The 6,990-nt window shown below is 36.7% G+C and carries 6 protein-coding genes; 3 read left to right on the top strand and 3 right to left on the bottom strand.

What is annotated here, in order from left to right; genetic code table 11:
• The 3 genes from WC622_RS16025 to WC622_RS16015 form a co-directional block, all read left to right on the top strand.
• A partial coding sequence (locus tag WC622_RS16025; RefSeq protein WP_372820701.1) for a hypothetical protein occupies positions 1–122 on the top strand: 122 nt, incomplete at its 5' end.
• A gap of 64 nt (positions 123–186) precedes the next feature.
• Positions 187–1,320 (top strand): ABC transporter substrate-binding protein, encoded by a 1,134-nt coding sequence (locus WC622_RS16020; RefSeq protein ID WP_372820700.1) that lies wholly within the window; start codon positions 187–189, stop codon positions 1,318–1,320.
• Between the two features lie 6 nt (positions 1,321–1,326).
• Positions 1,327–2,502, top strand: a complete 1,176-nt coding sequence (locus WC622_RS16015; protein ID WP_372820699.1) for an RsmB/NOP family class I SAM-dependent RNA methyltransferase — start codon at positions 1,327–1,329, stop codon at positions 2,500–2,502.
• 454 nt (positions 2,503–2,956) lie between these two features.
• On the opposite strand, the gene WC622_RS16010 is transcribed toward WC622_RS16015, so the two are convergent.
• From WC622_RS16010 to WC622_RS16000, 3 genes are all read right to left on the bottom strand, one after another.
• Complete coding sequence (locus WC622_RS16010; protein ID WP_372820698.1) at positions 2,957–3,532, bottom strand: MarC family protein; 576 nt, start codon at positions 3,530–3,532, stop codon at positions 2,957–2,959.
• 844 nt (positions 3,533–4,376) lie between these two features.
• Positions 4,377–6,101, bottom strand: coding sequence for an amino acid permease (locus WC622_RS16005; RefSeq protein WP_372820697.1), 1,725 nt, complete (start codon positions 6,099–6,101; stop codon positions 4,377–4,379).
• Between the two features lie 137 nt (positions 6,102–6,238).
• On the bottom strand, positions 6,239–6,990 hold a 752-nt coding region (locus WC622_RS16000; protein ID WP_372820696.1), incomplete at its 5' end, for a sodium/proton-translocating pyrophosphatase.

The following is a 6,990-nucleotide window of genomic DNA, read 5'->3' as shown; positions in this document are numbered from 1 at the left end:
GCCATTTACCTTATAACGTGCTCGCAAAAATTTCTAATGAAATTATTAATAAAGTAAAAGGAATTAACCGAGTAGTATATGATATTAGTTCGAAACCGCCAGCAACTATTGAGTGGGAATAAATTTAAGCTGCTAATTTTTGGCGCTTTACTATTTGCATCATGTTCACCAAAGGTGAATACTAGTGTGAATAAACCAGTTAAAAATAATACCCCAGCAGTTGTAAAAACAGAAAAGCCAGTAAAGAGATTTACAGAAGCTGATGTTTCGGTATTAATCCCTTTTAAGCTAAACCAGATTAATTTAGAAACAGCTACAAAAGCTCAACTAGAAAGAGCTGATATGGCTATTGATTTTTATCAAGGTGTAAAACTAGGGATAGATTCTGCTGCTTCTTTAGGTCTTAATTTTAAACTGAATGTTTTCGACACGAGAGATGATAACAGTCAATTATCCATTCTTCTTAAAAAAGGAAATCTAAAAAATAGTAACCTCATTATTGGTCCAGTTTTTCCAGAGGGGATAAAGTACCTGACGAACTATGCCGTTGCCAATGATCTGCCTATTGTTTCGCCTTTGGCAGCATCAAAGCCTAGCGACTTTAATAACCCTAAATTAATTTCCATAGTAAACAATATAGATCAGCATGGCGCTAAAATAGCCGATTACATTGCAGATCATTATCAAAGTAGCAATTCGATTGTGGTTTTAATTAACCCCAAAAAAACTGCTGATGAACAATTTGCAGCGCCCATTAGAAATCAGTTTAAGGCAAAATACCCATCATTTATTGTTCAAGAATTTACATCGACCTATGCCTTTGAAACTAGAATGATTAAAGGAAAGCGATATGCTGTGGTGATTTGTTCAGCTGAAATGTCTTTTGTTAAACCCAGTATCTATAAACTATTTAAGTTAAAAAACTTAAAAACTGTCGACTATGATATCAATCTTTTTGGTCACCCAAACTGGATAAAACAAACGTATAATTTAGATCAATTGCAGGGCTTAAATACCATTATAAGTACATCGTATAAAATTGATTATAAAAGTTCGGCAGTAATTAACTTCATTAAAAAGTACCGTGCTCAATTTAATTTCGAACCAAGTGAATACTCGTATAAAGGATTTGATATTGGGTTTTACTTTGGTAAACTATTAGCGAAGCATGGTGCAGATTACTTGGATTATTTAACTAAAGAGAAATATAAAGGTTTGCACAACTCATTCGAGTTTGTTTTTAATCCACAATATGGATATTTTAACAAAGAATTAATGTTAGTGCAGTATAGGAATTTTAACTTGAATACGGTTGAATAATAACATATGAGGGTAGAACATCAGGTAAGAGCATTTGAACAACTTTTAAAAAGTTACGATGGGGTGCTGCCTTTACATCGACATTTATTCAGTTATTTTAAACAGAACAAACAAATGGGCTCATCCGATAGGAGATGGGCAACACGGTATATCTATAGCTTTTTTAGATTAGGAAAAGCGCTAAGTAAACTAGCTGATTTAGAAAGATTAGCAATTGCTGATTTTTTATGTCATGACACGACGAGTTTAATTATCTCCACTTACTTACCAAAATTAGAAGAATCAATTTCGAAATCGGTTAACGAAAAAATAGCCTTAGTTAAACAGCACTATCCAGCATTTAAACTAGAAGAAGTTTTTCCTTTTAGCGTTGAACTTTCTGAAGGAATTGATAAAGAGGAGTTTTACCCAGCTTTCTTTGTTCAGCCAGATTTATTCATCAGAGTAAAAGAAACACACATTCAAGCGATAATTAATCAACTAAAGTCGAATGAAGTTCCTTATATAGAAATTTCTTCAACTACGTTAGCTTTGCCTAACGGTACAAAACTAGAGCAGGTAATTAGCGACCCAAGGCTATATCAAATTCAAGATCTTTCTTCGCAACAAACGGGTGCCTATTATGAACCTAAGAAGTACGATTATTGGTGGGACTGTTGTGCCGCATCTGGCGGAAAATCTCTTCTTTTACATAGCTTAGAACCTAATCTAGAACTTTTAGTGAGTGATGTACGAGAAAATAGCTTGACGAATTTGCAAGAACGCTTTCAGCTATCAGGCATTAAAAAGTACCATTTAAAAGTAATTGACCTTTTACAAAATAACGATCAGATCTTACACCATTACGAGTTTGATGGTATTTTGCTAGATGCGCCTTGTTCGGGTTCTGGAACGTGGAGACGTACGCCTGAAATGCTATACTATTTCGAGAAATATAAAATAGAGAACTACGTAAAGCTGCAAAAAGCAATTGCTGCGAATGTAGTGAAGTACCTAAAACCTGGTAAACCATTAATTTACATGACTTGTTCTGTCTTTAAAGCAGAAAACGAAGATGTGGTTAAGTACCTAGTCGATAATTTTGATTTGAAACTAGAGAAAATGGAGTTAATAAAAGGCTATGCAGATAAAGCAGATAGTATGTTTGTTGCCCGATTAATCAAGCAAGAAAAGGTTGGCTAGTGATGCCAATGTTTAAGCTTCTCTTTCAAATGCCTAATGGCTTCGAAAAGAATGGCTAGTGCGCCAATGATTACTGTAAACTGCTCAAAACTGTTCATTACAAAACGAATTACAACTATAAGACCAATTTACTGAATATTTGTTACAAACCTTGTAATTAGTAAGTAATATCATCATTCCCGTGCAAACGGGAACCTTAATGCGGTGAAAGGTTTGGTATTTGCTACTAATTCATTACCATGCCCATCCGATAGCTATCGGATCGAGCTGGGCATGATGAACTTTCTAATAGTATGTTATTAACTCGGGACTACACATCGTTCGTCATTCCCGTGCAAACGGGAATCTTAATGCGGTGAAAAGGTTTGGTATTTTACTAATTCATTACGATGCCCATCCTATAGCTATCGGATCGAGCTGAGCATGACGACCTTTCAAATAACATTCTGTTAACTTACAACCCCGTATTCGTCCTAAATAATTTAATTGCGATGGCTAATAGAATAATGCCAAATGCTTTCCTAAGAATGTTTAATCCGGTTTTACCGAAAAGCCTTTCTAAGCGATCTGTATTCTTCAATACAAAATAAACGAAAATCATATTCAGGATAATACCCACAATAATATTCTGTGTAGCATACTCTGTTTTCAAGGAAAGCAGGGTAGTCATTGTTCCAGCTCCAGCAATTAAGGGGAAAGCCAAAGGCACAATAGATACCGTTTCTGGAGCTTCTTCTTTAAAAATGGTTAAGCCTAACACCATTTCCATCGCTAAGGCAAAAATTACAAAAGAACCAGCGATAGCAAAAGATTCCACATCAACACCAATTACGCTTAATAGTGTTTTACCAGCAAATAAAAAGACAATCATTAAGGCTGTGGCAACAATAGCTGCCTTTTCAGATTGAATATGTCCGGCCTTTTTACGCAATTCAATTACAATGGGAATGGATCCTAAAATATCAATAATGGCAAACAATACCATTGTAGTAGATAGAATTTGACTGAAATCGAATTGTAAATGTTCCATAATCGTGATGGTTTGAAACAAATGTAAGACTTCTGTTTAGATATTAATCTTAGTTCGATAATATTGTTTTTATTAGAATTTTCGTCGTTGCGAGGTACGAAGCAATCTTAAAGCGATAGATTATCATCTTTGCATATGTTGTAAAATTGCTTCGTCGTTTCTCTCCTCGCAATGACGATAGCCTTAGGGGCGGCAAAAACACTCATCTTTGCGAAGGAGGTTCTTCACCGACTGCGGCAATCTCTTCATGCAATAACGGCAACAAGTAAATTGCAAATAGGAGATTGCCGCGGCTTGTGAAAAACAAGCCTCGCAAGGACGAACATGGTGATAATGACGCAAACCGCTTTACAACCCTTCCCAAACCACAAACTATTCCCAAGAACTAGGACTGGCCTTGAAGCATTCCGAAGGAGAACGTATTCAAACTTTTGCACTATCTTAAAACAACCACAACCCAAGACAGAAAGCAGTTCGGTTTTTCATCGAACCTTTTTCTGTTGCCCTAAAAGTTTGGATAGCGTAATCCGAATAATGATTCGCAGCCTTGATTTTTGGTTACCTTTTTATCAAGAAAAAGGTAGAGCCAGTCGGCGGCGGCGAGCCGAGGCAAGCCCGAGTGTGAGCTAAAAAATAAAAACAAAGATTTCTCCGCTACGGTCGAAATGACGCAATAGTTAAACACTAGTGAAAAAGTTCAGAGCCAGTCGGCGGCGGCGAGCCGAGGCAAGCCTGAGTGTGAGCTAAAAATAGATCCTTCGCTATGCTCTGGATGACAAGTTATATTATAAACAAAAAAGCCACCTCAATTAAATTGAGGTGGCTTTTAAAAGATTAAGCTAACTTATCTTGGTTGGATACTTTTCGCAGTTGCGATTCTATACCCATATAACAATACGTGTGCTACAGCAAACACTAAAGAGAAGTAGTATAAACCTACATCAGCTTTAACAGTTGCATCAGTTTCCATTGCTTGTAACGATAAGTGGTGATGTAACACCGCCACAATAATTAATAAAGCCGCTAAAATTAAACCTACATAAGAAACCACTTTATTGCTTCTTACTAAGGTTGCTACTTTATTATCCGACAAAGCACTGTTTTTAATACCATAGAATAAGTAAATGTTGATACCGATAATCATCCATACCAATAAACGCACCCAAGTATCAAGTGGTAAGAATACCATCATACCTAAACATACCAATACACCTAAAATAGGGATAAGCGGTACCAAAGGAACTTTAAATGCTCTAGGCAAATCTGGCATACGTTTTCTTAAAATCATTACCCCAATACATACCAAGATAAATGCGAATAACGTACCGATACTTGTCATTTCACCAACTACACGAGCTGGAACGAAAGCAGCGAATAAACTCACAAATACCATAAACAATAAATTGCTTTTTGATGGCGTACCGAATTTAGTATGTACACTAGAGAATACTTTAGGAATTAATCCGTCTTTACTCATCGAGAAGAATACTCTTGATTGACCCATTAGCATTACCATGATTACAGAAGCATAACCACCTAAAATAGCTAGGATAATTGCTTTGTTTAACCAAGGATACGCAGGAGTTACTACACCTGCAGCATTTTTCATACCCATGTTATCAATTGCAACCGCAACTGGAGCAATACCATCCTGACCTTTAAATAAGTCGTAGTTAGCAACACCTGTCATTACGTGAGCAAATAAGATATATAGAATAGTACAAATGAATAGTGAAACTAAAATACCGATAGGCATATCTTTTTTAGGATTTTTTGCTTCCTGCGCTGCAGTAGAAACCGCATCGAAACCAATGTAAGCAAAGAATACAATAGCAGCAGCTCTAATTACACCACCCCATCCGTTAGTGAAGAACCCTTCGTGTCCAGGTTTATCAGCAGGAATAAAGTAAGGAGAATAGTTATCTGCATTGATATATTTCCATCCTAAGAAGATGAAGATTAACACAATTACTACTTTAACACCCACGATGATACCATTAATCATTGCCGATTCTTTCGTTCCTTTAATTAGGATTAGCGACATTAATACCACAATAAATACCGCTGGTAAGTTAAACATACCTGATACCGATGTGCCATCTGCTAATACCGCTGTATCAAATGGCGACATTACGACCTGGGCGGGTAGGTGTACATTAAAGTATTCGAGGAACTTGACCAGATACCTGCTCCAGCTAATCGCAACTGTAGCGGCACCAACCGCATATTCAAGTACCAAATCCCATCCAATAATCCAAGCGATAAACTCGCCCATGGTAGCATAAGAATAGGTATAAGCACTACCAGCAACTGGTATCATTGATGCAAATTCTGCATAGCATAAACCAGCAAAAGCACAACCGATAGCTGCAATAATGAATGAAATGGTAATTGCAGGACCAGCATTGTTTGCTGCTGCAGAACCTGTAATAGAGAATAAACCAGCGCCAATAATAGCACCAATTCCCAAAGCAACTAGATTTACGGGGCCAAGGGTCCGCTTCAGCGTGCCTTCTCCGCTCTCTTCAGCTTCTTTTGTAAGTAAGTCAATTGACTTTCTAAAATTCATAGTTTAAGGTTTAGTTAAAGTGTTTCTATAAGTTTTCAGTTTTATTAAATATAGGTTCAAACCTAATTAAAAATAATGTAAAAATAAAGGGGATTTTTCTGCAAAACCCCCTTTATTTAGTAACAATTATAAATATACTAAGGATGAGTTAGTGTATCCACGTCATTTTTAAGTGTATCTATTTTAATGTTTCCTAAAGAATCAACCGTTTTTGTGATTTGAATTTCTTTTCTAATCTCTACTTTAGGTGCGTTTGATGCGTTAATAGCAATATAAGGTGCAATTACCAACGAAACGATAGACATCAATTTAATTAAGATATTCATAGATGGACCTGAAGTATCTTTAAATGGATCTCCAACCGTATCACCCGTTACAGAAGCTTTATGTGGTTCTGATTTTTTGTAGAACATCTCACCATTAATTTTTACTCCTTTTTCGAATGACTTTTTAGCGTTATCCCATGCACCACCTGCATTTGATTGGAAGATTCCCATCAACACACCCGATACCGTAACACCTGCTAATAAACCACCAAGTATCTCGGCAGAACTCACTGCAGGAAACACACCTTTAAATCCAAAACCTACGATGATAGGAACCAATAAGGCAATCGCCCCTGGCAACATCATTTCACGAATAGACGCTTTAGTTGAAATCGCTACACATTTTTCGTATTCTGGTTTCGCTTTGTATTCCATAATTCCAGGAATTTCACGGAACTGGCGACGAACCTCTTGTACCATATCCATTGCTGCTTTACCAACTGCTGCAATACATAATGCTGAGAAAATGAAAGGGATCATAGCACCCACAAACAAACCAGCCAATACCGGGGCTTTGTAAATATCGATAGCAGAAATACCTGCAACACCCACAAAGGCAGCAA

The sequence above is a fragment of the Pedobacter sp. genome (assembly GCF_041662865.1).
Taxonomy (GTDB): Bacteria; Bacteroidota; Bacteroidia; order Sphingobacteriales; family Sphingobacteriaceae; genus Pedobacter.
Note: the sequence above shows the minus strand (reverse complement) of the source record. Positions and strands in the feature narration are given on the sequence as shown.